Source organism: Schaedlerella sp., assembly GCF_056796775.1.
Genome location: NZ_JBQIKP010000034.1, coordinates 19,190 through 45,018, shown reverse-complemented (window position 1 = coordinate 45,018; position 25,829 = coordinate 19,190). Strand labels below are relative to the sequence as shown.

Below are 25,829 nucleotides of genomic sequence, written 5' to 3'. Positions count from 1 at the left end.
AGTACGAAAAAGTGGAGGAAGCGCCCATTTTACAGCGCTTCCTCCACTTTTGAGAACTGCCGCAGACCGGAATCGAACCGGTACGGGTATCACTACCCACGGGATTTTAAGTCCCGGGCGTCTGCCAGTTCCGCCACTGCGGCATATGGTATGGGGCCTATAGGGCTCGAACCTATGACCCTCTGCTTGTAAGGCAGATGCTCTCCCAGCTGAGCTAAGACCCCATCAACCTTTAAAAATATCAGATAAAATATAAATAACAATAATCTTATCTGATGAACGACCCAGAAGAGACTCGAACTCTCGACCTCCGCCGTGACAGGGCGGCGCTCTAACCAACTGAGCCACTGGGCCGTATGAAAAAGATACAATACATTATAATAGATTATCCTGTACTGTGCAACATATAAAATATCGAATCTTGTCAATATTCAAATACTTTATATGAAAATGGACCTTCGGGGACTCGAACCCAGGACCGATCGGTTATGAGCCGATTGCTCTGACCAACTGAGCTAAAGGTCCAAATTATGTCCCTTATAGGAACAAAGCCGATGATCGGACTCGAACCGATAACCTGCTGATTACAAATCAGCTGCTCTGCCAATTGAGCCACATCGGCAAATAATATCATACAAGCAAAAACCGGATCATACTCTGCGTATCATATTATGTAAATAGAACACAGAAACAAGATGATCTGATGACTCCGACGGGAATCGAACCCGTGTTACCGCCGTGAAAGGGCGATGTCTTAACCGCTTGACCACGGAGCCAGTATTATGCGCCTTGACAAGTGACATCGTAGCGACAATTTGAATAATAGCATATATTTTGTCGGTTTGCAAGCATTTTTTTATTTTTATATTGCTGATTTTTTGGAAGCGAAGTATAATCGTTACAGGTCACGCAGGTTTTCATTTATACTCACGGCCCATTTATCTGGCGCTCAGTATAGAACAGCGGTATCTCCTACAATAAATATAGAAAGAACAGAGGACAGAGTTATGAATGTGGATGCGGAGAACGCCAAGGCTGTAGAGGGAGGGGACACATTTCCCGAGCAGTTGACAGAAGAACATAAATTAGACGAAGAGCTTCATATACATATGCATGAAAACGGCATCGCCCACAGCCATGGGAAGGGGCGCAGGCATGTTCACAGCAAGGCGGAAAAGAAAGCGGTACTGAACCGGCTTTCCAAGGCGATCGGCCATCTGGAAGCGGTCAAGCGTATGGTGGAGCGGGATGCGGACTGCAGTGAGGTCCTGATCCAGTTGGCGGCAGTCCGTTCCGCGATCAACAATACAGGGAAAGTCGTTTTGAAAAATCATATGAATCACTGTATCGTGGAAGCAGTGGAAGAAAACGACCAGGATGCGATCACAAAGTTGAGCGAAGCGATCGACAAGTTTATAAAATAGCGTAATGAAAACCAGCCGAATCGGGCATACTGTTCATGCAGGAAGATAAGGAGGCTGGTTTTTATGATAGAAGAAGATACAATAAAGCTGCTCAGAGAGTGTGACGCGGGAATCAAGATGGGGGTGGCATCCATTGACGAGACGCTGCAGTCCGTAAAAAGTGAAGATCTGAAAAAATATCTGGAGCAGTGTAAAGCAAAGCATGAAGTATTGAAGGAGGAGATCCAGGTGCTTCTGGAGAAGTATCATGATGAGGGGAAGGAACCCGGCGCGATGGCAAAGGGAATGTCCTGGATCAAGACCAACGCAAAGCTTGCCATGGATGAATCAGACAAGACGGTTGCGGATCTGATGACCGATGGCTGCAACATGGGAATCAAAACTTTAAATAGGTATCTTAATCAATACGAGGCGGCGGATGAAAAATCGAAGGACATCGCAAAACGACTGATCAAGCTGGAGGAAAAACTGGTGGAGGAGATCCGGCAGTTTTTATAAATGCACAAAGACAGCGGTGCTTCTATCAATACAAAAATCCGGCAGCGTTGACTTTTGACCGCATTTCCTATATCATTACCATATAAAACAGACAGAGGTTCAGAAGCGGGCCGTGTCTGACAAGGCATACCCGGAGGGAATCCCATAACTCATATCCTTTTCGGGACGGACTTCGTCTGATAAAATATGGAAAGGCGGATCACGGTGTATCGGATTTTAATTGTAGAAGATGAGGAAGGAATCGCGCAGGCAGTCAAAGAACAGGCGGAACTGTGGGGGCTGGAGGCGGAATGCGTCAGAGATTTTCGAAATATCATGACAGCATTTGCGGAATATGCCCCGCATCTGGTCCTGATGGATATTGGACTGCCTTTTTTCAATGGGTACCACTGGTGCGGCGAGATCCGCAAGATTTCCAGCGTACCGGTTATGTTTATCTCTTCGGCATCGGACAGTATGAATATTGTCATGGCGATGAACATGGGGGCGGACGATTTTATTGTCAAGCCCTTTGACGGCAGTGTTCTGATCGCCAAGATTCAGGCATTGCTCCGCAGGACATATGATTTCGCGGGATCGGTTCCGGTGATGGAGCATCGGGGGGCTCTGCTGAATCTGGGCGACAATACACTGGTCTTCCAGGGGGAAAGGATCAACCTTTCGAAAAATGAGTACCGGATCCTTCTGGCGCTGATGGAGAACAAAGGAAAGGTAGTCAGCAGGGAGCGGCTGATGGAACGGCTCTGGGAGACGGACAGCTTTGTGGATGAGAATACACTGACCGTCAATGTGAACCGGCTGCGGAAAAAGCTGGACGGCGCCGGACTGGAAGGCTTTATAACGACTAAAGTGGGCGTGGGATATATCATCACGGTTGATTAGGAACTGTATCGGCTATTTTCTGTAGATCCTTAGCAGAGCCGTGCCAGTGAAAAGGAGTTTTATGAATTTTATCATCGGATATTTCAGACAGCGGAGAAAAGGGATTTTTGTATTTTGTTTATTCTGCCTTGTGTTTTTATGTGCATTTTTACTTTACCATCTTCCGGCCGGGGCGGTTCTGTATCCTGCATTCGTGTGTACAATGCTGGGGCTGCTTTTTCTGATTTGGGATATGCGCCGGGCACGGCAGAGACACCAAAGGCTGGAAGAACTCAGCAGGCTTCCTTCCGCGCTCCAGAACGATTTCCCGGATCCGGTTTCGGCGGAGGAACGGGACTATCAGCAGATCATCAAACGGCTGTGCGGGGAGCAGAAAGAGTTGGAGACGCAGATGAACCTCCGTTATTCGGATATGATTGATTATTATACGGTGTGGGTGCATCAGATCAAAACTCCGATTGCATCCATGCGGCTGAACCTGCAGAATCAGGACTCGGAGTTTGCAAGGAGGATTCTGGAGGACCTGATGCGGATCGAACAATATGTAGATATGGTGCTGGGGTATCTCCGACTGGACTCTGATTTTACAGATTATGTGATTCAGGAGTATGATCTGGATGAAATTGTAAAGCCTGCTGTGAAAAAATTTGCGGGACAGTTTATACGGAAAAAGCTGCAGCTGGATTACCGTCCCTTACATACCAAAGCAGTGACGGACGAAAAATGGCTCCAGTTCGTTCTGGAGCAGGTGATCTCCAATGCGCTGAAATACACGGAATCCGGGCGGATCACGATCGAGATGGAATATGAGCCGGACACAGAGGAAAACAGCACGGTTCTGTGTATCCGGGATACGGGGATCGGGATCGCGCCGGAGGATATTCCCCGTATTTTCGAAAAGGGATATACCGGATATAATGGAAGGAGCGATAAAAAGGCAAGCGGGATCGGCCTCTACCTGTGCCGCAGGATCTGCAGCAATCTGGGACATACGATCACAGCCAATTCGTCCCTGGAAAATGGAACCGTCATCCGGATCCGGTTTGGGAAGCATCTTACAAAACTGTAAGATGAACAAAGAGAAATGTAAGTCAATTCGATGGCAGTACATTTCTCTTTTTTGTATGATGATGGAGAAACAAATGATATAGAAAAAACGGTTTCCACGAAAGCTCTTTCGTATCTGCCGCAACCGGTGGACATTCGGCGGAGTACAGAGAGATTATGGGACAGGATTGAAAAATATGGAGGGATTGCAATGAGTATCTTGGAAGTCAATGGATTGAAAAAAGTGTATGCGACCCGTTTCGGCGGGAACAAGGTGGAAGCTTTGAAAAAGGTGACCTTCAGCGTAGAGGAAGGCGAATATGTGGCGATCATGGGGGAAAGCGGTTCCGGAAAGACGACCCTTTTGAATATCCTTGCGGCATTGGATCGGCCTACCGGCGGTGTGGTCAAGCTGGATGGCTGGGATTTTTCACGGATCCGGGAGTCCGCCGTGGCCGCGTTCCGCAGGGATAACCTGGGATTTGTATTTCAGGACTTTAACCTGCTGGATACATTTTCACTGGAGGACAACATCTATCTTCCTCTGGTGCTGTCGGGAAAGCATTATGCGGAGATGAGCGAGAGACTTGCGCCTATCGCGGTACAGCTTGGGATTACCGACATTTTGAAAAAATATCCCTATGAGGTGTCTGGCGGACAGAAACAGAGGGCGGCTGTGGCAAGGGCGCTGATCACCAATCCCAGACTGGTGCTGGCGGATGAGCCCACCGGGGCGCTGGACTCCAACGCGACGGAAGAACTGCTCAAGCTCTTCAGCGAGATCAACCGGAACGGGCAGACGATCCTTATGGTGACCCATTCCGTAAAGGCGGCTAGCCATGCGGGAAGAGTATTGTTTATCAAGGACGGGGAGGTATTCCACCAGATCTACCGGGGCAACAGCACAGATGAGCAGCTCTATCAGAAGATTTCTGACACACTGACCGCGCTGGCGTCAAAAAAGTTTCAGGGAGGTGAGGGGCGATGAAAAGTATGTTTTATCCAAAACTGGCCTGGATGGGAATCCGGAAAAACAGCCGCCTGTATGTTCCCTATATCCTGGCATCCATGGGTATGGTCATGATGTACTATGTTGTGGCGTTTTTAAATACCAGCAGCGCCCTGCAGTCTGTTCCGGGCGGGGAGGTCATGCAGTCCATGCTGGGATTCGGGATGTATGTGATCGTTGCGTTTTCACTGCTGTTTTTGTTCTATACCAATTCCTTCCTGAACCGCAGGAGGAAAAAAGAATTTGGCCTTTACAATATCCTGGGCATGGGGAAATGGAATCTGGCCAAGATATTGGTGAGCGAAAGCGTGATGAGCGCCATGATCTCTATGGGCGGCGGCCTGCTGGCCGGGATCACATTTTCCAAGTTCGCGGAGCTGGGAATGGTCAATCTGCTGAAGGGCGAGGCGGAATTTTCCTTTTCGCTGGGAGCAGGGGCGATTTTGGAAACGTTAAAATGGTTCTCCATCATTTTTCTGGTGATCCTGCTCCAGACCTTATGGCAGATCCGGGGAGCCAGTGCGATGGAGCTGCTGCGCAGTGAGAATGCGGGGGAAAAACCGCCTAAAGCAAACTGGCTTCTGGCGCTGGCGGGCCTGGTGATTCTGGCGGCGGCTTATTATCTGGCGGTTACCATTGAGAATCCGATCGAGGCGCTGCTCTGGTTTTTCGTGGCGGTCATCATGGTCATCGTCGCGACGTATTTACTGTTTATCGCAGGCTCTGTGACGATCTGCAGGATTTTGCAGAAGAACAAAAGCTACTACTATAAGACCAGCCATTTTGTGTCCATTTCCTCCATGGTTTACCGCATGAAGAGAAACGGCGCGGGCCTGGCGTCCATCTGCATCCTGTGTACCATGGTGCTGGTGATGCTCTCGGGAACCGTGTGCCTGTATGCGGGGACCGAGGACAGTCTGCGAAACCGCTATCCGAGAAATATCATGATCGATGCAAGCTTTCGAAGTATGGAAGCCATGGAATCCGGGGTGACGGATCGTGTTCGGGAAGCTGCCGGGCAGGCCGTTTCGGCAGAAGGGGACGGGACTCTGATCGCAGAGAATGTGCTGGATTATCCGCTTGTGGATTTTTCATGTATCTTGGCGGAAGGTCGGTTTCGTACCTATGATGAAAATACCTCTGTGCTTCAAGTGAGCGACTATGCCGATACATGGCAGATATTTCTCGTGCCGCTGGAGGATTATAACCGTATGATGAACCAGAAGGAAGCGCTGGCGTCGGGAGAGGTCCTCATCTATACGACGAAACGTGACTATGAGAAGGATACCATTACAGTCAATGACGGAGAGGCGATGCGGATTAAAAAGGTAGTTCCGGAGTTTATACAAAACGGTGTGGATGCAGAGCAGATCATCCCATCCATGTTTATCTTCGTCCCGGATCTGGCGGAAGCGGCGCGTCCGCTGGAAGGGCTTGTGAATGAATGGGGAAATCCGATTCTGGGACTCCACTGGAATTATGGATTTGACCTGGACTGCGGGGATGAGATGCAGATGCGGATCCACGACAGGGTCCAGGCAGCGCTGGAGCAGGAAATGACGCGGATGAAGGCAGAGCAGGACACGCCGGACAGTACGGGGGAAAGTGACGGCGCAGAAGAAGCTTCTCCTTTCCTGGCATACAGCCGGTGCGCGGCAGAAGAACGGGCGACGTTCTACGGCCTGTACGGAAGCCTGTTCTTCCTGGGAATCCTGCTGGGTGTGGTGTTCGTCTTTGCCGCGGTGCTGATCATTTATTATAAGCAGATCTCGGAAGGCTATGAGGATCAGGCCCGGTTTGAGATCATGCAGAAGGTGGGCATGACGGAAACAGATATCCGGCGGAGCGTCAATTCTCAGGTGCTGACGGTGTTCTTCCTTCCCCTGATCATGGCGGGAATCCATCTGGCTTTTGCGTTTCCGATGGTCCATAAGCTGCTGATCCTGTTCAGCCTGACCAATCTGAAGCTGCTGCTGATCGTTACGGTCTGCTGTTATCTGGCATTTGCGGTATTCTACATGCTGGTATACCGGATCACCTCCAGAGGATACTATCATATTGTAAGTATGTGGGCGGAGAAGAAATAAAATGCACTCGTCTTCTGTGGAAACTTCCGTAAGCAGGAAATCCTGCAGATTGACAAACGTGCGCTTGTGGGATAATATAATGATGAAGCTACAGTCCGGTTCCGTAACGGGACTGGAATCCGGCCTCTTGCCGTAAGGCGGCTTCCCATGGGCCGGATTTTGCTGCTGTTGGATACTGCAGGTGAAAATGGCAGTATAGAGTGATGATAGGACAGACGACCATCACGTTAATAAAAATTCGGCTGGATATCACAAGTGCCGCATGTGCGGCGGAAGGAGAGAGAAGAAATGAGTAGCGAAATCAGAGACATCGGCCTGGCGGAGTCAGGCGAACAGAAAATCGAATGGGTGAAGAGAAACTGTGACCTGCTGCGCATGCTGGAAGAAGAGTTCAGCCGGACGAAACCATTTATAGGGAAGAAGATCACCCTTTCCGTACATTTGGAGGCAAAGACGGCTTATCTGTGCAAGGTGCTGGCAGCAGGCGGGGCAGAGATGTATGTAACGGGTTCCAATCCGCTTTCCACCCAGGATGATGTGGCGGCCGCGCTGGTGAAGGCGGGGCTGGAAGTCCATGCATGGTACGGGGCGACGGAGGAGGAGTACAATTCCCACATCCGCGCGGTGCTTTCCGCGGGACCCAATATCATCATTGACGACGGCGGCGATCTGGTGCATATGGTCCACACAGAGATGCAGGAGCTGATCCCAGCCATCCTGGGAGGCTGTGAGGAGACCACAACGGGCATCATCCGCCTGGAGGCGATGAACAAAGCCGGCGATCTGAAATTCCCCATGATCCGGGTAAATAACGCGCAGTGCAAGCATTTCTTTGATAACCGGTACGGCACGGGGCAGTCTGTGTGGGACGGTATCATGCGGACCACAAACCTGATCGTGGCAGGCAAGATCGTGGTGGTAGCCGGCTACGGCTGGTGCGGAAAAGGTGTTGCCATGCGGGCAAAGGGCCTGGGCGCGAGGGTCATCGTGACAGAGATTGATCCGGTGAAGGGCATTGAAGCTGTGATGGACGGATTTGACGTGATGCCGATGAAAGAGGCTGCGAAGCTGGGCGACTTTTTCGTGACAGTGACCGGCTGCGACAAGGTCATTGATGAAGAGGACTTTGTGGAAATGAAAGAGGGCGCGATCCTCTGCAACGCAGGACATTTTGACTGCGAGATCAATATGGCGGGCCTGCGTGCCATGGCAGCGGAATCGAAGGAAATGCGGAAAAACATCCAGGGCTACAGGCTGCCGAACGGACGGTGGATCTTCGTCCTGGCGGAAGGGCGTCTTGTGAACTTGGCCGCAGGGGACGGACATCCGGCGGAGATCATGGATATGAGCTTTGCCATCCAGGCGCTTTCCGCAAAATATCTGGTTGAGCACGGAAAAGAAATGACGGAGATGCTGGTGGATGTGCCGGAGGAGATCGATAAAGACGTTGCGGTGAGAAAGCTCCGTTTCCTGGGGAAGGAGATCGACACGCTGACTGCGGAGCAGGAGGCTTACCTGAACCAGTCCCTGGTATAAGGAAGAAGATAAACTGCCGCTTTGCGGATATATATTAAGAAAAAGAAAAGCTGCCTCAGGCAGCTTTTCGTATGTATGGATTCTATCTGTTCGCCAGCGCGCTCAGCTCTTCCAGCATCTTGGGCAACTCCGTATCCATCGTTTCGTTGCTGAACTGGCAGGTGCCGACCTTCTTGTGTCCGCCGCCGTTATATTTCAGCATCAGGCTCCCGACATTCACATCCGACGTTTTGTTCAGGATGCTGTAGCCTACTGCGGCGGAACAGCCCTGTCCGCCACGGCCGCTGACGATCCATGCGGAGATGTTCTGCTCCGGATACATGCTGTAGATCATAAAACGATTGCCGGTATAGATCGGGTCCACGTGTCTCAAATCGGTGATGATCAGATTGCCGTCCACCCTTGTATGCTCGGACACCATCTGTTTGAACTTTTCAGTCTGCTCATTATAGATCTCGATCCGCTCCCGCACATCCGGAAGGGCCAGGATCTCTTCGGTAGTCATGGTCTGGCAGGCTCCCATCAGCTTTTCCATTAACTGATAATTGGAAATAGAAAATTGTCTCCAGCGTCCCAGCCCGGTCCGGGGATCCATCAAGAAGCCGACCAGGATCCAACCTGTGGGGTTCATGACCTCATCAATGGTCAGATTGCCGGAATCTACCTTATCGACTGCTTCCATCAGATCATCGAACTGGGGGAACTGTTCCTTTCCACCGTAGTATTCGTAGATAATCCGCGCGCAGGACGGGCAGATGCGGCTCTCTCCTTTATATTTGCCTTCCAGCTCCAAGCGTTCGTGCTCGCTGGAGTGATGGTCAAACCAGAGTCCGCAGCCCTCTACAAATGGTACGTTGGCAAGGCAGTCATTCTCATCAATCTCCAACAGGCCGTCCTGGATATCCTTGGGGTGGGCAAATTTCCAGCTGTCGATAATCCCTGCCTCCAGAAGCAGCGCGCCGCATGCAAGACCGTCAAAATCAGAACGTGTTACTAATCTCATCAATAACTCCTCCTTGTATCTTTAAATTTATAAAATTTCTGAAATCAGACACAAAAACTTATGCCGTTTTCCGCTGCTGTTAGTATAATTTGTCACCAATTTCCGCAGGAAATTGATGACCTGCTTGCGCCTCAGCGTAATTCTTATTATAGCATATCCCTTGTTTTTCAGCAAACATAAATTGCAGAGAAGACAAAAAATGAGGACAGAAAGAATTTTCAAAACATAAAAAAAGATTGCATTCTTTGGAAAATCATGTATAATGATAGCGTAACTCAGAAAAAGTTAGAAACAGAAAATAATATTTTTTGAGGAGGTCTTTGAATTATGAAAGTACAGAATATTACAGACATAGAAGGATTTTTCAAGGTGGTTGATCAGTGCAAGGGGAAGGTAGAGCTGGTGACAGGAGAAGGGGACAGACTGAATCTGAAGTCCAAGCTTTCCCAGTACGTATCTATGGCGAATATCTTTTCCAATGGTGAGATTCCGGAGCTGGAGATCCTTGCTTATGAAAAGGAAGATACAGACAGGCTGATCGGATTCATGATGAACGGAAGCAACTAATACGGAGCAGGCTGGGTGGTTCTTGTGGGAACCACCTTGTTTTTTTACACAGGAAGTAAATATTTACAAAACGGCAGTCATTTTTGGCGGAAATAGAAAAGCGGCTGCGGGCGGGAGGTGAAGCATGGGGTTTGTGCATTTACACGTCCACACGGAGTATAGTCTCCTGGATGGTTCAAACAAAATATCGGAATATGTGGCAAGGGTAAAGGAACTGGGCATGGACAGCGCGGCGATCACGGACCACGGAGTCATGTACGGGGTGATCGACTTTTACCGGGAAGCAAAAAAAGCAGGGATCAATCCCATCCTTGGATGTGAGGTCTATGTGGCGCCGGGCTCCAGGTTCGACAGGGAGATCACGGGCGGGGATGACCGTTATTATCATCTGGTCCTTTTGGCGGAGAATAATACCGGCTATGCCAATCTGATGAAGATTGTGTCCAAAGGGTTTGTGGACGGGTATTATTATAAGCCTCGTGTGGACAAGGAACTTCTGCGGGAGTACCATGAGGGGATCATTGCATTGAGCGCCTGCCTTGCCGGGGAGGTGCAGCGATACCTGGTTCGGGGGCTGTACGAAGACGCGAAGGAACAAGCGCTGGAGTATCAGGACATTTTCGGGAAGGGCAATTATTTCCTGGAGCTGCAGGACCACGGTATTCCGGAGCAGAAGCTTGTGAACCAGCGCCTGCTGCAGATGTCCGAGGAGTTGGGGATCGAGCTGGCGGCCACCAATGACGTGCATTACACCTATGCGGAGGACGAGAAGCCCCATGACATCCTGCTCTGCATCCAGACGGGAAAAAAGCTGGCGGATGAGAACCGGATGCGCTATGAAGGCGGGCAGTACTATGTCAAATCTCAGGAAGAGATGACAGCGCTGTTTCCTTATGCGCGGCAGGCAGTGGAGAATACACAGAAGATTGCTGACCGCTGCCATGTGGAGATTGAGTTCGGCGTGACCAAGCTGCCTAAGTACGACGTGCCGGATGGGATGACCTCCTGGGAATATCTGAACAAACTGTGCTATGAAGGGCTGGATCAGCGTTATGGCGAAGAGGCTCAGGAGAATCGGGAACGGCTGAAATACGAGCTGGATACGATCCAAAATATGGGGTATGTGGATTATTTCCTGATCGTGTGGGACTTTATCAAATATGCCAAGGACCACGGGATCGCTGTCGGGCCGGGAAGAGGCTCCGCGGCGGGCAGCATCGTGTCTTACTGCCTGGGGATCACTGATATCGATCCCCTGCGGTATCAGCTTCTGTTCGAGCGGTTCCTCAATCCGGAGCGTGTGTCCATGCCCGATATCGACGTGGACTTCTGCTTTGAACGAAGGCAGGAGGTCATTGATTACGTGGTCCGCAAATACGGCAAGGACCGGGTGGTGCAGATCGTGACCTTCGGAACGCTGGCGGCCCGGGGCGTGATCCGGGATGTGGGCCGGGTCATGGACCTGCCCTACGCGTTTGTGGACTCCATCGCGAAGATGATTCCGAAGGAGCCGAACATTACCATCGCGAAGGCGCTGGAGATGAACCCGGAGCTGAAAAAAGCCTATGAGACGGATGAGCAGGTGAAAAATGTCATCGACATGTCCAAACGTCTGGAAGGACTGCCCAGGCACAGCTCTATGCATGCCGCCGGCGTGGTCATCAGCCAGGAGCCCGCGGATGAATATGTTCCGTTATCCCGGGCCCAGGATGGTTCCATTACGACGCAGTTCACGATGACCACGCTGGAGGAGCTGGGGCTTTTAAAAATGGATTTCCTGGGATTGAGGACCCTGACCGTGATTCAGAACGCAGTGCGGATGGTGAAGCAAAAAGCGCCGGAGCTGGATCTAAATGCCATTGATTATAACGACCAGGCCGTGCTGGACTACATCGGAACCGGAAAAACAGACGGGATCTTCCAGATTGAAAGTCCGGGTATGAAAAGCTTCATGAAGGAATTAAAGCCTCACAGCCTGGAAGATATCATTGCGGGGATCGCCCTGTACCGTCCGGGGCCGATGGATTTTATCCCCCAGTATATCAAGGGGAAGAACGGGGCGGGATCCATTGTATATGACTGCCCCCAGCTGGAGCCCATCCTGTCGCCCACCTATGGCTGCATCGTCTATCAGGAGCAGGTCATGCAGATCGTCCGGGATCTTGCTGGCTACACCATGGGGCGGAGCGATCTGCTGCGGCGGGCCATGTCCAAGAAAAAAGGGGATGTGATGCGCAAGGAGCGGCAGATCTTTGTCTATGGCGATGAAGAGACCAATGTACCGGGGTGTGTTAAGAACGGGATTGACGAGAAGGTTGCAAATAAGATCTATGACGAGATGATCGATTTTGCAAAATACGCGTTCAACAAGTCCCATGCCGCCGCCTATGCGGTGGTGGCCTATCAGACCGCATATTTAAAATATTATTATCCGGTGGAATTTATGGCGGCGCTGATGACCTCCGTCATTGAAAATCCGTCCAAGGTGGCGGAATATGTATATGCCTGCCGGGGGATGGATATCCAGATCCTTCCGCCGGACATTAACCGGGGCTATTCGGATTTTTCGGTGGATTCCGGACAGATCCGTTACGGACTTGCGGCGATCAAAAGCATCGGGAAGCAGGTGATCCAGGCTATCGTATCGGACAGGGAGGAATTTGGCAGCTTTAAAAACCTGGAAGATTTTATTAACCGGATGTCTATTAAGGAAGCATTGAATAAAAAGGTGATCGAAAACCTGATCAAGTCCGGCGCGCTGGACTGCCTGGGAGGAACAAGGAAGCAGTTTATGAGTATTTACCTGCAGATCCTGGATCATGTGAACCAGGAAAAAAAGTATGCCATGACAGGGCAGATGACTCTGTTTGATCTGGTGGAAGAGGAGGAAAAGAGCCAGTTCGAGATCCGGCTGCCGGATGTGGGGGAATATACGAGAGAGAACCAGCTCGCATTTGAAAAGGAAGTGCTGGGGATCTACATCAGCGGACATCCCCTGGATGCTTATGAAGCGGCATGGAGAAAAAATATTTCTGCCGTCACGCCGGATTTTCAGCCGGATGAGGAAACAGGGCGTTCCAAGGTTCACGACGGAGCCAGGGAAACCATAGGCGGACTGATCACGGACAAAACAGTAAAATATACGAGAACAAACCAGATGATGGCATTTGTGACCGTTGAGGACCTGCTGGGAACCGTGGAGGTGGTCGTATTCCCGCGGGACTATGAGAAGAACCGGGAGCTTTTGGAGGTGGACCAGAAGGTATTTATCCGAGGAAGAGTGTCCGAGGAAGACGAGAGGCCAAGTAAGCTGATCTGCGAGAAAGTGATCCCCTTTGACCGAAAAAAACGGGAGTTGTGGATCCAGTTTCCGGACAAGGCGGACTATCTGGAACAGGAACAGACATTGTTCGGACATCTGAAGGATTCCGACGGGGAAGACGAGGTGGTGATCTACTGTCAGGCCGAGCGCGCGGTAAAAAGACTGCCCAGAAACCGGAATATCCTGATCACTCCTCAGGTATTAAGCAGATTGATGAATCAGTTTGGGGAAAAGCGGGTAAAAGTAGTCGAAAAGACTATTGAAAACCGTATATAAATAGTATAAAATAAATCATTGAAGAATGTACAAAATCAGGCGGTGTAATTCCTGAATCCTGGTTCCTTGTTTCAGGCGCGGAGGCAGCCGGGAACAGATGTGCCTGGTAAATTCTGATGCTGCAGAAATTCTGCCGGCGGCAGAGTTTTTGCAGGGTACTTACTTTTAATTATATGATATTGAGCGGCAGATTTTTCTGGCGCTCAATACACCTGAGGAGGAAGGAAGCATGGGAGAAATGGAAAACAAACAGGTATTGGATGAAATGGAAGACACGATCCGTACGGTCGGTGTCCTGACAAGCGGAGGCGACGCTCCCGGAATGAATGCTGCGATCCGCGCAGTGGTAAGGACGGCTTTGTCACACGGCTTAAAGGTACGCGGGATCCGCAAGGGATATCATGGTCTTCTGAAGGAAGAGATTATTGATCTGTCCGCCCGTGATGTGTCGGATACCATTCAGCGGGGCGGAACACTTCTCCAGACTGCGCGCTGTAAATCCATGCGTACAACGGAAGGACAGCAGAAAGCAGCGGCGATTTGTAAGAAATACGGTATTGACGCGCTGGTGGTCATCGGCGGCGATGGTTCTTTTGCGGGCGCGCAGAAGCTTGCCAATTACGGGGTGAAGACCATTGGGCTTCCGGGAACCATTGATCTGGACATTGCATGCACAGAGTATACCATCGGGTTTGATACGGCTGTGAATACGGCGATGGAAGCCATTGATAAGGTCCGTGATACTTCTACATCCCATGAGCGGTGCAGTATCATCGAGGTTATGGGACGTGACGCGGGATATCTGGCTCTCTGGTGCGGTATTGCCAATGGCGCGGAGAGGATCCTGCTTCCCGAGGAGAAGGAGAACTTCGATGAAGCGGCGCTGATCCAGGATATCATGGCGAACAAGAGACGCGGCAAGAAGAATTACATCATCATCAATGCAGAAGGTGTAGGCGATACGATCAACCTGGCAAAGAGGATTGAGGAAGCGACCGGAATCGAGACCAGAGCGACGATCCTGGGACACATGCAGCGCGGCGGAAGCCCGACCTGCAAGGACAGAGTCTATGCGTCTACCATGGGGGCTATGGCAGTGGAGCTGCTCCTGGCCGGCAAGTATAACCGTGTGGTAGGCTACAAGGAAGGCGAGTTCGTTGATTACGATATCAACGAGGCATTAAGCATGAAGAAGAAGATCTCCAATCATCAGTATGAGATCTCCAAGGTGCTGGCGCTGTAATCGAAAGGCTGCCGCACCGGATACCATCATGTGCAGAAAGGCTGCCAGTGGCAGGCTTTCTGTATTATTGCGAAAAAGTAAAGACCCAGGGGATAAAACAGTATGGAGTGTAAAAAAGGGGCACCGGTCGGTGTATTTGATTCAGGAGTAGGCGGCCTGACCGTAGTGCGTGAGATCATCCGGCAGCTCCCGAATGAAAATATTGTATATTTTGGAGATACTGCCCGGGTACCTTACGGCAGCAAGTCTCAAAAGACAGTGATCCGCTTTTCGGAACAGATCATCCGTTTTCTGAAGACCAAACAGGTCAAGGCGATCGTCATTGCCTGCAATACGGCCAGCGCTCTTGCGCTTGAGGCGGTGCGGGATGAATTTGATATTCCGATCCTCGGAGTGGTAGCACCCGGAGCGAGGGCCGCTGTGAAGGTGACCCGGAACCGGAAGATCGGTGTCGTGGGTACGGATGCCACGGTCCGGAGCGGGGTATACACAAAAGTTATCCAGGGAATGGACCCGCAGATCCAGGTCATTGAAAAGGCATGCCCGCTGTTTGTTCCTCTGGTGGAAGAAGGCTTCAAGGAGCATGAGGTGACCCGGGAGATCATTGAGTATTATCTGGAATCCCTGCGTGCTACGGATATAGATGCCATGATCCTGGGATGTACCCATTATCCTCTTCTGCGTTCCCGGATTCGTGTTTATATGGGCGAGGATATCCAGATCGTCAATCCGGCCTATGAGACGGCGCTGGATCTGAAAGCGCTCTTGGAGGAGCGGGATATGGCCAATGGAGACAGGGAGACGCCGGGGAGCCGATATGAATTCTACGTCAGCGATACGGCTGAGAAGTTTCGGCATTTTGCCAACACGGTGATGCCCTTCGACGTACCGGAAACGAATGTGGTGAATATAGAAAGCTATTAAGGATGTCAGGACTGTGCATTCACTGTGCGGTCCGTACAGTGTAAGACGGCTGCAATACATGGAGGATGGAGTATGACAAAAGATGTGCTGGTGAGTATCTCAGGTCTGCATCAGGACGCAATGTCCGATCTGACGGAAGAGAATGAACCGATTGAAGTGGTGACTCCGGCGAGCTACTACTGCCGGAACGGAAAGCACTATGTGATCTATGATGAGCTGATGGAGGGGACTCCCGGAGTGACCAAAAATCAGATCAAGATATCGGGGGATGACAGCCTGGAGATCATTAAGCGGGGGCTTTCGAATTCACATATGGTTTTTGAAAAAAACAAGAAGAACCTTACTTATTATCAGACGCCGTACGGACAGATGCTTGTAGGCGTCAATACGAAGAATATGGAAGTGAAGGTGACAGACAAGAAGATTGATGTTTCACTGGACTACGAGCTGGATGTCAATCATGAACCGATGGCGGACTGCACGATCAAAATGAACATCATGTCCAGAACTGCCGGCGATTTTTCCTTGAATCTGTCATAAAAATCAGCACACATCCTGGGGAATGTGTGCTGATTTTTTTCAGACGGATTATTTCTTTTTGTCATCCTTCTTTTCTTTTTTAAAACGGTCCATGAATTTTTTCTTGGGCTGCGGCTTCTCCAGGGAACCGCGGATGCCCTTTACACTGGTTATGTAAATTCCGCTTAAGACTGCCTTGATGGGCTTGCCGCCTACCGGAATTAACGGATAGACCTGCGCGTCGCACATCAGAGACATGATCTGCGGACCGATCTTGGCCTTTACGACCGGAACCTTGGAGCGCCGGAGGTACTTGGGGGTATTCTCCACAACTACAGCCGGGAAACCGGCATCTTTCAGCTTCATTTTTTTCTTATCGATCACCATCATGGTAACCGTCTGCGCAATGGCATCCATCTGCTCCTTCTGCGCAGCCTGCTTTTTTTCCATCTTCTTTCCAAAAAAATAAAGTGCAATAAATGCTGCGATTAAAATCGCTAAGATCACCAGCATTACGATCGTTACTGTACTCACGGCAAATCCTCCTGTTTACTCTTTTTCCGTAATCTATTGTAACATTGTTTTCGGTGAAGTGCAAGCAGACATTGGACGAACTGCTTACTTTTTGCGCATGGCGGTGTGAATACGAACAGAAACTTGACAAACAATACATTAAGAAGTATTCTTGTTACTGTTCACGGTGCCCTGCGTCTTGCTGCAAGGCATCCGGCAATCGCTGCTTTCGAATGATGGAGGATTTTTTTATGGCGGAAACGATCTGGAACGGGACTGCGGTCACATATCATTTTATTATGGATCATCTGGTGATCATCAATATCTTACTGTCTCTGGTGATCATTTTTTTTCAGCGAAGGTCTCCGCAGACGGTGTGGACGTGGCTTTTGATCTTATATTTTATCCCGATTCTCGGGTTTGTCATGTATCTTATGATCGGACAGGATTTTCATAAGAGCCGGATGTTCAAGGCAAAGGAGATTGAAGGGGAATTGAAGTACGCGGTCCGCCGGCAGGAAGAACGGATCTACCGGAAGCGGCTTCGCCTGGCCAATCCGGAGCTGCGGCGTTTTGAGGATCTGATCCTGTATAATCTGGAAGCCGGTCAGGCAGTGCTGACAGACAACAACGACGTACGCGTCTATGCGGACGGAAAAGAGAAGTTCCGGGCATTGATCGATGAGATGAAGCAGGCAAAATGTTATATACACCTTCAATATTATATCATCCGGAATGATGAGCTGTGGCAGAAGATTGAGCCGGTGCTGATCCAGAAGGCAAGGCAGGGAGTGGAAGTGAGGATTCTCTTTGACAGTATGGGCTGCCGTACGATGCATAACCGGGACTGGCACCGTCTGGAACGCGAAGGAATCCAGGTGGCGGAATTTTTTCCGGCACTTCTGGGGCAGTTCCAGCTTCGGATGAATTACCGGAACCACAGGAAGATCGTCGTCATTGACGGCAGGATTGGTTTTGTGGGCGGCTTCAATGTGGGCAGGGAATATCTGGGAAAGAATAAAAAATTCGGCTATTGGAGGGACACTCATCTGTGTATTGAGGGGGCGGCAGTAACCTCGCTTGCGGTCAGATTTGTGCTGGACTGGAACTATGCCGCGAAGGAAAATCTGTTTCAGCAGGATAATCTGTTTGAGATTCCCACATATGTCAGGAAGGGGCGCGACCCGGTGCAGATCATTTCCAGCGGACCGGACTCCAAGACCAAGACCATTCATGACAATTATCTCAGGCTGATCCACAGTGCAAAAAAGCATGTCTATATCCAGACCCCATATCTGATCCCGGATGACTCGATTCTGGATGCGCTGATGATCGCCAGCCGTTCCGGGATTGATGTACGGATCATGGTGCCCTGCAAACCGGACCATCCGTTTGTGTACTGGGCGACCTATTCCTATCTGGGCGAGCTGGTTCAGGCCGGAGCGAAATGCTACGTCTACAACAACGGTTTTCTCCATGCGAAGACGCTGAGCGTGGACGGGATGGTGGCCTGTGTCGGGACGGCAAACATGGATATCCGCAGCTTTGAACTGAACTTTGAAGTCAATGCGGTGATCTACAGTGAGCCCACCGTACAGCGTCTGGAGCGGATCTTTGAGACGGATATGACGAAATGTACTCATGTTACCAGGAAGGTCTATGACCAGAGAGGATTTATCATCCGGGTGAAGGAACAGTTCAGCCGGCTTTTGTCCCCCCTGCTTTAAGCCGCGGGATTTATAAATTGGAAGCGAATACCGGAATTAAATCTAAAAATGACTTTTTTTCAATCATGGAATATGGTATACTTGAACAGTAATCGGCAGACCATACCGATTTGCCGAAAAAGCTTTTGCAAAGAATTATGAGGTGAAAAGATGAAGAAAAAATGGATCGCAGTGCTGGTAAGCAGTATGCTGGCTGTGTCTTTGGCCGGCTGCGGCTCGACATTATCGGATGAATACATCACGATAAACAAGTACAAAAAACTGGAGATTCCCAAGCTGGAGAATACGGAGGTGTCGGATTCGTCAGTTGAGAGTTCGATCAGCAGTCAGCTGGCTACATCTCAGGAGCGTAAGGAGATTACGGGCCGGGCAGCCAAGGACGGAGATACCGTTGACATTGACTATACGGGCACCATCTTCGGAGAGGAATTCGACGGAGGCAGCGCTGTCGGCGCATCCCTGATCCTGGGCTCCGGACAGTTTCTGCCTGCTGAGGGAGAGTACAAGGGTTTTGAAGAACAGATCGTGGGGCACGAGCCGGGCGATAATTTTGATATTACTGTAAAGTTTCCGGCAAACTACCGGAATGAGGAAGTAGCAGATAAGCCTGCGAATTTTAACGTTACACTGAATGGGATCTACGAAGTGATCACGCCGGAGCTGACGGACGAATGGGTCAAGGAGCACAGCGAAGAATCCAAGACAGTAGAGGAGTATAAGGAGGAGATCCGGAAGCGGCTGCAGGAAAACAGCGAGCTGCAGGTGAAATCTACTCTTGAGAGTAATGCGCTGATGGCTATGCTGGATGAGACGGAGGTGAAAAAGCTTCCGGAGGACCAGGTAGATGCGGAGTATCAGACGACGGAGGATACGTATAAAAGGCTGGCGGAGGGATATGGCCTGGAATTTGAGGAATTCCTGAGTACATATATGAAGCAGACGGTCGAGGAGTTTGAAAAGGAAGCCCGGGAGTCTGCGGAGACGATCGTCAAGGCGAATCTGGCATGCAGCCTTCTGGCAAAGGAAAAGAAGCTGGAGCCTTCCGAATCGGAATATGAGAAGCTGATCGAGGAATATGCAAAAGAGGCAGGCTCTGATGATGTGGAGGCTTTTAAGGAGCGTGTCGGAGAAGACCTGCTTCGCAAGGCCATTCTCCAGAGAAAGGTGGCGGAGTATCTGGTAGACAAGTGCGTGCAGGTGGAACAGGCAGACTCGGAGGAATAAAGCCGCAGGCAAAACCGTGATATACAGCGGAAGCTTTCAAAGGAATGCACTGGCATGGGAAAAGGAGGAGAAGACGATGAAATTGGAAAATGAAGTCCTCAGCGTAGAGATCGCGGAGCTTGGCGCAGAGGTTACAGGAATTTCTGACAGAGAGAAGAACACAGATATTTTATGGGAAGGGAATCCTTCCTTTTGGAAGCGCCATTCTCCGGTCCTTTTCCCGAATGTCGGAAAAACATATGGGAACGAGGTGCTGATCGAAGGAAATAAATTTCCTACAGTGCAGCACGGATTTGCAAGGGACAGCGTATTTACCTGTGTATCATCTTCTGCGGATGCGGCATCATTTCGTCTGGCCTCTTCGGAGGAGACGAAAAAGGTTTATCCATATGATTTTGAATTGTACATCACTTATACTCTCAAAGGAAAGAATCTGAAGGTGGAGTGGAAGGTGAAAAACTGTTCCGAAAAGATCATGTACTTTACCATCGGCGGGCACCCGGCTTTCCGTTTTGCTGAAAAGGGAGAAAAAAAGGAAGATTATCTTTTGAAATTTCCTGGAAAAGAATCTCTTACTTACATATTGGTGGATCCGAATACAGGAACCGGTGTGCCGGATCAGACGTATACACTGGAGCTGACAGACGGGATGTGTCCGGTCACAGAGGAGATGTTCCTGAGGGATGCGCTGATCTTTGACGGCGGACAGTTTGAAGAGGTATGGCTGTGCAGAAAGGATGGAACACCTTATGTGGGCATGCGGTGTGAAGGATTTCCGAATTTCGGGATCTGGTCGGTCAAGGACGCGCCCTTTGTCTGCTTGGAACCATGGGAAGGAAGATGCGACAATTTTGGCTTTGCGGAGGAGATTTCAAAGAAGCCGGGAATCATTCGGCTGCCGAAAAATGAAGTCTTTATAAAATCATATGAGATAATTTTGGCATAGGATTTGACCTTTTACAGAAAATGATGTATAATAGACCCGTCATAGAGTGTTTTACTACTCAGTATATTAAAAGTAACGTAATAGTGCGACAAACGGACTTTGTGGCAGCAGTTATAAAGGAAGTTGATACTTGAGTGTTTTTAGGAGGGAGCAATTATGGCATCGAGAACAAAATCAACTAAATCAACAAAAGCAGCGGAAAGTACGTCTGCAAAGGAAGTAAAGGCAACAGAAGTAACCGAAGAAAAATCAGAGGCGAAAGCGGCTGAGGTGAAGACAACGGAAAAGAAGACAGCGGAGAAGAAGGCAGCAGCGGAAAAGACATCGGAGAAGAAGAAAGCAGAGCCGAAGCCGGTACCAAAAGCAATCGGAACAAAAAAAGATACTACAAAAGCAATTGAGACCAAGGCAGGAGTCCTTGTAGAAGAAAAGCCTGCAAAGGCAGAGAAGAAACCGGCAGCAAAGAAAACTGTGGAGAAGAAGACGGCAGCAAAGAAGACTTCTGCGAAGGCGGAAGTGAAGACCGAGATGTTCCTTCAGTTTGACGGCAAGGAATTTACTGAAAAAGAGATCTTCCAGAAGGTCAAGGAAGTATGGACCAAGGTTCTGAAGAATAAGGTCGGTGACATGAAGGAAGTGAAGATCTATCTGAAGCCGGAGGAATCAGCTGCTTACTATGTAGTAAATGACGATACAAGCGGTAAGATAGAACTGTAACAATTGGGCGAACAGGCTGAAAAGGCCTGTTTTTTCTATACAGAGGGAAAAATGTTCGGGGGTACGTTAAGGAGACCGGACGCTACATACCGGTCAGTATTTTTGAATATGAAGGAGAGAGAGATGGAGAAAAATCAGCAGCTGGAAAGGCTGGAAAAGCAGATCCGTTTTATTGTAGAGATTGATAAGGTGAAGAATATCTTCCGTCAGACCTATCTGGCGGACGCGGGACGAAAGGAAAATGATGCAGAGCATTCCTGGCATATTGCATTGATGGCATATCTGCTCCAGGAATATGCGGAGAAGCCGGTGGATGTCAGCAAGGTCATGCTCATGGTCCTGATCCATGATCTGGTGGAGATCGACGCAGGAGATACCTATGCATATGATGATGCGGGAGCAGAAACAAAGCGGGCACGGGAGGAGGCCGCAGCTGACCGGATCTTCGGCCTTCTGCCGGAGGACCAGGGGAAGTATTTCCGTGAGCTCTGGGAGGAATTTGAAGCCTACGAGTCTCCGGAAGGAAAGTACGCGCATCTGCTGGATAACTTCCAGCCTCTCCTTTTGAATGACGCTTCTGGCGGGCTCAGCTGGCAGGAGCATCAGGTGAGAAAATCTCAGATCTATAAGAGGAATGAAAAGATTGAAGAAACTTCGGAAACTATATGGAATTGTATGAAGGAGATCGTTCAGAAGCATATCGAGTGCGGACATGTGGAAGAGGACTGCCGGGAGGAATGAAAATGTATGATCAGGAAATAGAGCAGCTGCAGAAAATGATTGATGAAAGCTCAAGCATCGTATTTTTTGGCGGCGCAGGAGTATCGACAGAGAGCAATATCCCGGATTTCCGGAGCGCTGACGGCATTTACCATCAGGCATATAAGTATTCTCCGGAACAGGTCGTGAGCCACAGCTTTTTCATGGCCCACACGGATGCCTTTTTTGAATTTTACAAAGAGAAAATGATGATATTGGATGCAAAGCCGAATCCGGCGCATTTAAAGCTGGCAGAGCTGGAAAAGGCCGGAAAGCTTTCCGCCGTTGTGACACAGAATATTGACGGGCTGCATCAGGCGGCAGGCAGCAAAGTGGTATACGAGCTGCACGGAAGTATTATGCGGAATTACTGTATGGATTGCCATACGTTTTATGATGCCGAATATGTAAAAAACGGAGACGGTGCTCCAAGATGCGAGAAGTGCGGAGGACTGGTCAAGCCGGATGTCGTACTTTATGAGGAAGGGCTGGATTCCCAGGTGATACAGGGAGCGATCCGCGCGATCACGGATGCGGATATGATGATCATCGGCGGAACGTCGCTGGTCGTTTATCCGGCAGCCGGATTTATTGATTACTTCCGGGGAAAATATCTGGCGGTCATCAACAAATCTGATACAGGCCGTGCGGTGAGGGCGGACCTGTCGATCTCTGCGCCGATTGGGCAGATCATGAGCCGGATCGAAGTAAAATAGCTGCGTCAGGTTTTCCGCATATGACCTATATAAAGGGCGGCCGGAAAATGACTGTATATCTGCAATCCATTGCTGCGATCCGTAAGATTTCACAACAATAGATTGCGGATAAACAGGATTTTCCGGCCGCCCATTTGCATACTGCAGATCAGTCTTCGTAGAGCTTCATCCCGGTCCAGGATTTCATATGATCCAGCATCTTCCGATCCGGTTCCATATAGATACAACTGACACCCTGTTCCAGCGGGATCATGACTGCGTAAACCTTCGCGTCCGCATTGCCGGAAGAGAAGTCCTGAGTCTTATTGGGGTGATAAGAATTCAGTCTGGGAGAACCCTTCGGTGCAATGATCTCGGCCTGACGGATATCAAAGGATGTGATATTTTTCCGCTTTTCCTTGCTGAAAATGGCGGCAACATCAATGTCGTAGTTTAAAAGAGTATACTCATATTCGACATTGAGACGCGGGAAAATAAAATAGTATGCGCCCATTGCCAGAAGTACGGCAATGAAAAAAGCGAGAAAACCAATGAACAAAGTCCCTACAACTGCGACCGCAGCAATGAAGACAATGATCAGGATGCGGATCAATATATCCAGAGGCTTGGTTTTCCTGGTTACAAGTTGTTCATAAAAAGCATCATTCATGTTCTGAGTTCCTTTCTGTCTGTAAATAATTCATCACCAGGGACGCGATCTTAAAGGTCATGGCATCCTCAAATCTGCGGAGATCCAGTCCCGTGCGTTTTTCCACCTGATCCAAACGGTAGATCAGTGTGTTGCGGTGCATATGGAGCTGACGTGAGGTCTCCGCGATATTCAGATTATTATGAAGAAAGCGGTTGATAGTCGCCATAGTTTCTTCATCCATGGAATCCGGTATATCGTTTCCAAACAGTTCTTTTAAAAAGCCCTCGCAGATCGGAACAGGAAGCCGGTAGATCAGCCTTCCGATCCCCAGCCGATTATAGGGGAATACGGTCTGCTCTGAATAGAAAAGCTTTCCCACCTTCAATGCCAGACTGGTTTCCTGCCAGGCACCGGCAAGATCGGTAAGATGGCCGATCACGCCGCTGTATGCCACCCACACCTGAGTCAGGGCTTCCGCATTCAGCGTATCCACGATCATGTGGGCAAGCTGTGAGATCTCCTGTTCGGATTCCGCGGCTTTTACCGGGCGGAGTATGGCAACGCCGCATTCTGTCATGGGAATCAGATACGCCTTAGTCTGAGAAGGAAACAGATTCTTCAGAATCTCCTTTACCGTATCATTCAGCGGACCTTTCTTCTCCAGGAGAAAAAGGATACGCGGTTCCTCCGGAGCGATATGCAGACGCAGCGCGTCCTCCATTGCTTCTACGGGAGAAACACTTCCGGTCATGAGGTTTTTCAGAAAATGATTTTTATTAAATTTTTCCTTGTAGGCATTGCACAGGCATCGGAGCTGCTTTAAAGCACGTTCCTCATCCTGGGCGGAGTCTGCCGAAACTTCCAGTCTGATACCGGTGATCCGCTGCAGTTCATTGACAGCGGAGTTCAGCTGTGTCGTATATTCCATGATCCTCCTCCGTGAGTTCGTCATAGGGCAGCTGTTCGGCGCGGCAGGTCTGCGGCCTGCCGGGAACAATTCGTAATATGAAAAAGGCTGTACACTGTACAGCCTTTTATTTTGCCACGCCGAAGCGTAAGCTGCTATTCTTATTTTAAACTACTAGTTTGTAATAGTCAACTCTGTTTCTTTGTCAAAGAGATGGATCCGATCCATTTCCAGTGCAAATACAGCCTTGTCGCCGGTTCTCAGCGGTGTACGTGAGTTAACACGCGCGGTCATCTGAGTTCCTGCTACATCGAAATACAGATATACTTCTGCGCCGAGCAGCTCGTAAACCTTAACGGTAGATTCCACAACACTGTCAGGATTTGCAGCAATAAATTCTTCGGAATCATGTACATCCTCCGGACGGATACCAAGAACAACGGTCTTTCCATTGTAATTGCCCTTGATCAGAGCCTGCTTCTTATTCTCTGGTACCTTCAATACATAATCGCCGACCTTCAGAGAAACGTCATTGCCGGAAATGTTGACAACTGCATCCAGGAAGTTCATCTGCGGTGATCCGATGAAGCCTGCTACGAACAGGTTGCAAGGTGTATTGTAAAGGTTCTGAGGAGTATCTACCTGCTGTACGATACCGTCCTTCATAACAACAATCCTGGTACCAAGGGTCATAGCCTCTGTCTGGTCATGCGTTACGTAGATGATGGTTGCGCCCAGGCTCTCATGGATCTTGGAGATCTCGATACGCATCTGAACTCTCAGCTTAGCATCCAGGTTTGAAAGAGGCTCATCCATCAGGAATACCTTAGGATTACGTACAATGGCACGTCCCATGGCAACACGCTGTCTCTGACCACCGGAAAGAGCCTTCGGCTTACGGTCAAGCAGCTTATCCAGGTCAAGAATCCTTGCGGCTTCACGAACCTTCTTGTCAATCTCATCCTTCGGTACTTTACGAAGCTTCAGACCGAAAGCCATGTTGTCATATACTGTCATATGCGGATACAGAGCGTAGTTCTGGAATACCATTGCGATATCACGATCCTTCGGCTCAACGTCGTTCATAACCTTGCCGTCGATCGTAAGAGTACCGCCGGAGATATCTTCCAGACCAGCTACCATACGAAGTGTGGTAGACTTTCCACATCCTGAAGGTCCTACGAAGATGATAAATTCCTTATCTTCAATCTCAAGATTAAAATCCTGCACTGCATGAAATCCGTTAGGATAAATTTTCTGAATCCCCTTTAATGATAAACTTGCCATTTTAAATAGCCTCCTTAAGAAAATGTTTTTCGTTTGTTTCTGGACTTAGTATATCGGAGAATGGA

Annotated in this window: 23 protein-coding genes and 6 tRNA genes; 18 read left to right on the top strand and 11 right to left on the bottom strand. The window is 49.5% G+C overall.

All coding sequences use genetic code 11. The annotated features are described in order from the left end of the window. Window positions 1-57 precede the first annotated feature (57 nt). From ACTOY7_RS14925 to ACTOY7_RS14900, 6 genes are all read right to left on the bottom strand, one after another. Window positions 58-143, bottom strand: a tRNA-Leu gene (locus ACTOY7_RS14925). Between the two features lie 8 nt (window positions 144-151). Next, window positions 152-224 (bottom strand) — tRNA-Val (locus tag ACTOY7_RS14920). A 56-nt stretch (window positions 225-280) separates the two neighbouring features. After that, window positions 281-354 (bottom strand) — tRNA-Asp (locus ACTOY7_RS14915). 97 nt (window positions 355-451) lie between these two features. After that, window positions 452-525: transfer RNA gene (locus ACTOY7_RS14910), tRNA-Ile, on the bottom strand. 24 nt (window positions 526-549) lie between these two features. Continuing rightward, window positions 550-622, bottom strand: a tRNA-Thr gene (locus ACTOY7_RS14905). A gap of 82 nt (window positions 623-704) precedes the next feature. Further along, window positions 705-776: transfer RNA gene (locus tag ACTOY7_RS14900), tRNA-Glu, on the bottom strand. A 333-nt stretch (window positions 777-1,109) separates the two neighbouring features. On the opposite strand from ACTOY7_RS14900, the gene ACTOY7_RS14895 reads away from it, so the two are divergent. The 7 genes from ACTOY7_RS14895 to ACTOY7_RS14865 all read left to right on the top strand — a co-directional run bounded on the left by ACTOY7_RS14895 (window position 1,110) and on the right by ACTOY7_RS14865 (window position 8,483). Then, the gene (locus ACTOY7_RS14895) at window positions 1,110-1,424 is read left to right on the top strand and encodes a metal-sensing transcriptional repressor (RefSeq protein WP_482671489.1); all 315 of its coding nucleotides are present in this window, start codon (window positions 1,110-1,112) and stop codon (window positions 1,422-1,424) included. Window positions 1,425-1,487: 63 nt separating this feature from the next. Next, entirely contained in the window at window positions 1,488-1,922 is a 435-nt protein-coding gene (locus tag ACTOY7_RS14890) for a hypothetical protein (RefSeq protein WP_160281635.1), read from the top strand. Between the two features lie 204 nt (window positions 1,923-2,126). Next, the gene (locus ACTOY7_RS14885) at window positions 2,127-2,804 is read left to right on the top strand and encodes a response regulator transcription factor (RefSeq protein WP_160281634.1); all 678 of its coding nucleotides are present in this window, start codon (window positions 2,127-2,129) and stop codon (window positions 2,802-2,804) included. Between the two features lie 61 nt (window positions 2,805-2,865). Continuing rightward, window positions 2,866-3,873: a sensor histidine kinase gene (locus ACTOY7_RS14880; protein ID WP_160281646.1), complete on the top strand. Its 1,008-nt coding sequence runs from the start codon at window positions 2,866-2,868 to the stop codon at window positions 3,871-3,873. A gap of 189 nt (window positions 3,874-4,062) precedes the next feature. Beyond that, a complete protein-coding gene (locus ACTOY7_RS14875) occupies window positions 4,063-4,839 on the top strand; it encodes an ABC transporter ATP-binding protein (protein ID WP_160281633.1) in 777 nt (258 codons plus the stop codon). Further along, window positions 4,836-6,947, top strand: coding sequence for an ABC transporter permease (locus tag ACTOY7_RS14870; RefSeq protein WP_482672292.1), 2,112 nt, complete (start codon window positions 4,836-4,838; stop codon window positions 6,945-6,947). The genes ACTOY7_RS14875 and ACTOY7_RS14870 overlap by 4 nt, the downstream gene beginning before the upstream one ends. A gap of 288 nt (window positions 6,948-7,235) precedes the next feature. Next, window positions 7,236-8,483: an adenosylhomocysteinase gene (locus ACTOY7_RS14865; RefSeq protein WP_160281631.1), complete on the top strand. Its 1,248-nt coding sequence runs from the start codon at window positions 7,236-7,238 to the stop codon at window positions 8,481-8,483. An 82-nt stretch (window positions 8,484-8,565) separates the two neighbouring features. Here the strand turns inward: ACTOY7_RS14865 and ACTOY7_RS14860 are convergent, their stop codons facing one another. Then, window positions 8,566-9,486, bottom strand: coding sequence for an exopolyphosphatase (locus ACTOY7_RS14860; RefSeq protein ID WP_482671487.1), 921 nt, complete (start codon window positions 9,484-9,486; stop codon window positions 8,566-8,568). 327 nt (window positions 9,487-9,813) lie between these two features. Here ACTOY7_RS14860 and ACTOY7_RS14855 point away from each other — a divergent pair, with 327 nt between their 5' ends. The 5 genes from ACTOY7_RS14855 (at window position 9,814) to ACTOY7_RS14835 (ending at window position 16,358) form a co-directional block, all read left to right on the top strand. Further along, window positions 9,814-10,053: a polya polymerase gene (locus ACTOY7_RS14855; protein WP_160281629.1), complete on the top strand. Its 240-nt coding sequence runs from the start codon at window positions 9,814-9,816 to the stop codon at window positions 10,051-10,053. A 124-nt stretch (window positions 10,054-10,177) separates the two neighbouring features. Beyond that, on the top strand, window positions 10,178-13,651 hold the full coding sequence (locus ACTOY7_RS14850; protein WP_300884099.1) for a DNA polymerase III subunit alpha: 3,474 nt from the start codon (window positions 10,178-10,180) through the stop codon (window positions 13,649-13,651). 229 nt (window positions 13,652-13,880) lie between these two features. Then, window positions 13,881-14,894: a 6-phosphofructokinase gene (gene pfkA, locus ACTOY7_RS14845; RefSeq protein ID WP_160281627.1), complete on the top strand. Its 1,014-nt coding sequence runs from the start codon at window positions 13,881-13,883 to the stop codon at window positions 14,892-14,894. Between the two features lie 102 nt (window positions 14,895-14,996). Continuing rightward, window positions 14,997-15,818, top strand: coding sequence for a glutamate racemase (gene murI, locus ACTOY7_RS14840; RefSeq protein WP_160281626.1), 822 nt, complete (start codon window positions 14,997-14,999; stop codon window positions 15,816-15,818). A 72-nt stretch (window positions 15,819-15,890) separates the two neighbouring features. After that, the gene (locus tag ACTOY7_RS14835) at window positions 15,891-16,358 is read left to right on the top strand and encodes a YwiB family protein (RefSeq protein WP_160281625.1); all 468 of its coding nucleotides are present in this window, start codon (window positions 15,891-15,893) and stop codon (window positions 16,356-16,358) included. 48 nt (window positions 16,359-16,406) lie between these two features. On the opposite strand, the gene ACTOY7_RS14830 is transcribed toward ACTOY7_RS14835, so the two are convergent. Beyond that, window positions 16,407-16,871: a hypothetical protein gene (locus ACTOY7_RS14830; protein WP_160281624.1), complete on the bottom strand. Its 465-nt coding sequence runs from the start codon at window positions 16,869-16,871 to the stop codon at window positions 16,407-16,409. Between the two features lie 230 nt (window positions 16,872-17,101). Here ACTOY7_RS14830 and cls point away from each other — a divergent pair, with 230 nt between their 5' ends. The 6 genes from cls (at window position 17,102) to ACTOY7_RS14800 (ending at window position 22,939) form a co-directional block, all read left to right on the top strand. Next, window positions 17,102-18,577, top strand: coding sequence for a cardiolipin synthase (gene cls / locus ACTOY7_RS14825; RefSeq protein WP_160281623.1), 1,476 nt, complete (start codon window positions 17,102-17,104; stop codon window positions 18,575-18,577). 150 nt (window positions 18,578-18,727) lie between these two features. Further along, window positions 18,728-19,801: a trigger factor gene (gene tig / locus ACTOY7_RS14820; protein WP_160281622.1), complete on the top strand. Its 1,074-nt coding sequence runs from the start codon at window positions 18,728-18,730 to the stop codon at window positions 19,799-19,801. A 76-nt stretch (window positions 19,802-19,877) separates the two neighbouring features. Further along, on the top strand, window positions 19,878-20,747 hold the full coding sequence (locus ACTOY7_RS14815; protein ID WP_160281621.1) for an aldose 1-epimerase family protein: 870 nt from the start codon (window positions 19,878-19,880) through the stop codon (window positions 20,745-20,747). Window positions 20,748-20,903: 156 nt separating this feature from the next. Next, window positions 20,904-21,464 (top strand): DUF6465 family protein, encoded by a 561-nt coding sequence (locus tag ACTOY7_RS14810; RefSeq protein WP_300884107.1) that lies wholly within the window; start codon window positions 20,904-20,906, stop codon window positions 21,462-21,464. A 123-nt stretch (window positions 21,465-21,587) separates the two neighbouring features. Then, a complete protein-coding gene (locus ACTOY7_RS14805; RefSeq protein WP_160281619.1) occupies window positions 21,588-22,205 on the top strand; it encodes an HD domain-containing protein in 618 nt (205 codons plus the stop codon). 2 nt (window positions 22,206-22,207) lie between these two features. Further along, entirely contained in the window at window positions 22,208-22,939 is a 732-nt protein-coding gene (locus ACTOY7_RS14800) for an NAD-dependent protein deacylase (RefSeq protein ID WP_300884110.1), read from the top strand. Window positions 22,940-23,087: 148 nt separating this feature from the next. On the opposite strand, the gene ACTOY7_RS14795 is transcribed toward ACTOY7_RS14800, so the two are convergent. From ACTOY7_RS14795 to ACTOY7_RS14785, 3 genes are all read right to left on the bottom strand, one after another. Continuing rightward, a complete protein-coding gene (locus ACTOY7_RS14795; protein ID WP_300884112.1) occupies window positions 23,088-23,588 on the bottom strand; it encodes a DUF6106 family protein in 501 nt (166 codons plus the stop codon). Continuing rightward, a complete protein-coding gene (locus ACTOY7_RS14790) occupies window positions 23,581-24,498 on the bottom strand; it encodes a PucR family transcriptional regulator (protein WP_160281616.1) in 918 nt (305 codons plus the stop codon). Before ACTOY7_RS14790 ends, ACTOY7_RS14795 begins: the two co-directional genes overlap by 8 nt. Window positions 24,499-24,651: 153 nt before the next feature. Continuing rightward, window positions 24,652-25,764 (bottom strand): ABC transporter ATP-binding protein, encoded by a 1,113-nt coding sequence (locus ACTOY7_RS14785; RefSeq protein ID WP_160281615.1) that lies wholly within the window; start codon window positions 25,762-25,764, stop codon window positions 24,652-24,654. Window positions 25,765-25,829 lie beyond the last annotated feature (65 nt).

Coding starts and splice junctions, on each gene's coding strand:
- ACTOY7_RS14895 (WP_482671489.1), top strand. CDS start 1,110: ATGCATGAAAACGGCATCGCCCACAGCCATGGGAAGGGGCGCAGGCAT.
- ACTOY7_RS14890 (WP_160281635.1), top strand. CDS start 1,488: ATGATAGAAGAAGATACAATAAAGCTGCTCAGAGAGTGTGACGCGGGA.
- ACTOY7_RS14880 (WP_160281646.1), top strand. CDS start 2,866: ATGAATTTTATCATCGGATATTTCAGACAGCGGAGAAAAGGGATTTTT.
- ACTOY7_RS14875 (WP_160281633.1), top strand. CDS start 4,063: ATGAGTATCTTGGAAGTCAATGGATTGAAAAAAGTGTATGCGACCCGT.
- ACTOY7_RS14870 (WP_482672292.1), top strand. CDS start 4,836: ATGAAAAGTATGTTTTATCCAAAACTGGCCTGGATGGGAATCCGGAAA.
- ACTOY7_RS14865 (WP_160281631.1), top strand. CDS start 7,236: ATGAGTAGCGAAATCAGAGACATCGGCCTGGCGGAGTCAGGCGAACAG.
- ACTOY7_RS14860 (WP_482671487.1), bottom strand. CDS start 9,486: ATGAGATTAGTAACACGTTCTGATTTTGACGGTCTTGCATGCGGCGCG.
- ACTOY7_RS14855 (WP_160281629.1), top strand. CDS start 9,814: ATGAAAGTACAGAATATTACAGACATAGAAGGATTTTTCAAGGTGGTT.
- ACTOY7_RS14850 (WP_300884099.1), top strand. CDS start 10,178: ATGGGGTTTGTGCATTTACACGTCCACACGGAGTATAGTCTCCTGGAT.
- pfkA (WP_160281627.1), top strand. CDS start 13,881: ATGGGAGAAATGGAAAACAAACAGGTATTGGATGAAATGGAAGACACG.
- murI (WP_160281626.1), top strand. CDS start 14,997: ATGGAGTGTAAAAAAGGGGCACCGGTCGGTGTATTTGATTCAGGAGTA.
- ACTOY7_RS14835 (WP_160281625.1), top strand. CDS start 15,891: ATGACAAAAGATGTGCTGGTGAGTATCTCAGGTCTGCATCAGGACGCA.
- cls (WP_160281623.1), top strand. CDS start 17,102: ATGGCGGAAACGATCTGGAACGGGACTGCGGTCACATATCATTTTATT.
- tig (WP_160281622.1), top strand. CDS start 18,728: ATGAAGAAAAAATGGATCGCAGTGCTGGTAAGCAGTATGCTGGCTGTG.
- ACTOY7_RS14815 (WP_160281621.1), top strand. CDS start 19,878: ATGAAATTGGAAAATGAAGTCCTCAGCGTAGAGATCGCGGAGCTTGGC.
- ACTOY7_RS14810 (WP_300884107.1), top strand. CDS start 20,904: ATGGCATCGAGAACAAAATCAACTAAATCAACAAAAGCAGCGGAAAGT.
- ACTOY7_RS14805 (WP_160281619.1), top strand. CDS start 21,588: ATGGAGAAAAATCAGCAGCTGGAAAGGCTGGAAAAGCAGATCCGTTTT.
- ACTOY7_RS14800 (WP_300884110.1), top strand. CDS start 22,208: ATGTATGATCAGGAAATAGAGCAGCTGCAGAAAATGATTGATGAAAGC.
- ACTOY7_RS14795 (WP_300884112.1), bottom strand. CDS start 23,588: ATGAATGATGCTTTTTATGAACAACTTGTAACCAGGAAAACCAAGCCT.
- ACTOY7_RS14790 (WP_160281616.1), bottom strand. CDS start 24,498: ATGGAATATACGACACAGCTGAACTCCGCTGTCAATGAACTGCAGCGG.
- ACTOY7_RS14785 (WP_160281615.1), bottom strand. CDS start 25,764: ATGGCAAGTTTATCATTAAAGGGGATTCAGAAAATTTATCCTAACGGA.